The organism is Psychromonas aquatilis, assembly GCF_038155185.1.
Lineage (GTDB): Bacteria > Pseudomonadota > Gammaproteobacteria > Enterobacterales > Psychromonadaceae > Psychromonas > Psychromonas aquatilis.
Map to the genome: position 1 here is coordinate 1 of NZ_JBAKAZ010000121.1, position 1,543 is coordinate 1,543.

General features: G+C 38.6%; 1 protein-coding gene. It reads left to right on the forward strand.

All coding sequences use genetic code 11. The annotated features are described in order from the left end of the window. Positions 1-94: 94 nt before the first annotated feature. On the forward strand, positions 95-1,120 hold the full coding sequence (locus tag V6256_RS15085; protein WP_341599092.1) for an IS110 family RNA-guided transposase: 1,026 nt from the start codon (positions 95-97) through the stop codon (positions 1,118-1,120). Positions 1,121-1,543: the final 423 nt, after the last annotated feature.

The following is a 1,543-nucleotide window of genomic DNA, read 5'->3' on the forward strand; positions in this document are numbered from 1 at the left end:
ATGGGTGCTGAAATGGTCACTCCACCAAGGCATCGCAATGTGCCAAGATTAGATAAGTATTCAGCAAATCAATCTTACAAATGGAGTGACCAATATGAAATGTAGCGTAATTAGTATCGACTTAGCAAAGAATATATTCCAAATTTGTGCATTAGATGAGAAGCGCCAAGTACTCTTCAACAAGAAAGTAAAACGTTCAGAGTTACTTCATCAACTCAGACAGTTTGAACCCACTCTTGTGGTGATGGAAGCTTGTTATAGCTCTAACCCATGGGCTAGACGGATTGAAAAGCTAGGTCATGAAGTGAGACTTATTCCACCTTTTGTTGTAAAGCCATTTGTCATCGGTAATAAAAATGATGCCAACGATGCGCTTGCGATTGCAGAGGCCTCAATGAGACCAAAAATACGCTATGTCTCAGTCAAATCAACAGAGCAACAAGATATTCAATCATTACAACGTATCAGTGAACGAATGATAAAAATAAGAACCGGTGATGTTAATCAATTAAGGGGATTATTATCTGAATATGGGGAAGTAGTTGGTGTCGGGATATCAACATTAATGAATGCAATTCCTTGTATCCTTGAAAATGCTCAGAATGAATTAACCACTATCGCTCGGTCATTTATATTAAGGCTATATCGAAATATACAGCGAATAAGCCTTCAAATTGAAGAAGTTAAAGCACAATTACTCGAATTACTCAAAGATAAAGAAAATTATGTCTTGTTACAAAGCATTCCAGGTATTGGCCCAATAACGGCTGCCGCATTAATGGCTTCAGTGGGGGATGCCAATGCGTTTAAAAATGGCCGTCAATTAGCCGCCTGGATTGGGTTAACACCAATGCAGCATGCGAGCGGAGAAACGAATCGAATGGGTAGAATAAGTAAGCGAGGTAATAGTGCGCTAAGAAAGTACCTCATTCATGGCGCACGTACCGTGCTTAATTGGTGTGATAAAAAAGATGATGCACTCAGTTGTTGGTTACAAAAACTCAAAGAACGAATGCATGGATGCAAAGCGGTCGTTGCATTAGCTAATAAGCTTGCCAGGATTATTTGGTCAGTATTAACCAGTAAACAGGTATTTAATGTCAATAAAGCTTGTTCATAAACATCGCAAAAAATGAATGAATAAAAATGATTAATTTAACTTAATCCACATGACTAAACGGTACGATGCATTGATGATTTAAAACGGTTTGTCTTACTTGGAACCTCCGCCGGACTTCTGCCATAAAGGCATAATGGGTGCAAAGGCTTGTAAGACTTCTTCTGAAATTCAGGAGGGCGCGGCTTCCCATAAAGTAGCCATTAAGACGCCGGATATATGTCAAGAAACCGTTATCTCTATGATGTAAAGAGCAGTTTAGGCAAAGGTGATTTATCGACTGAAACGATCCTGTACAAAAGACAAGTTTAACCAGGAAAACTGCCCTTAGTGATCAAGGGTGATGATTTTTTGTACCTAATCGGTTATTAAAAACGAAATAAAATCAATCTAATCTTGATTGACAAAGAGTGACCATATATGTCC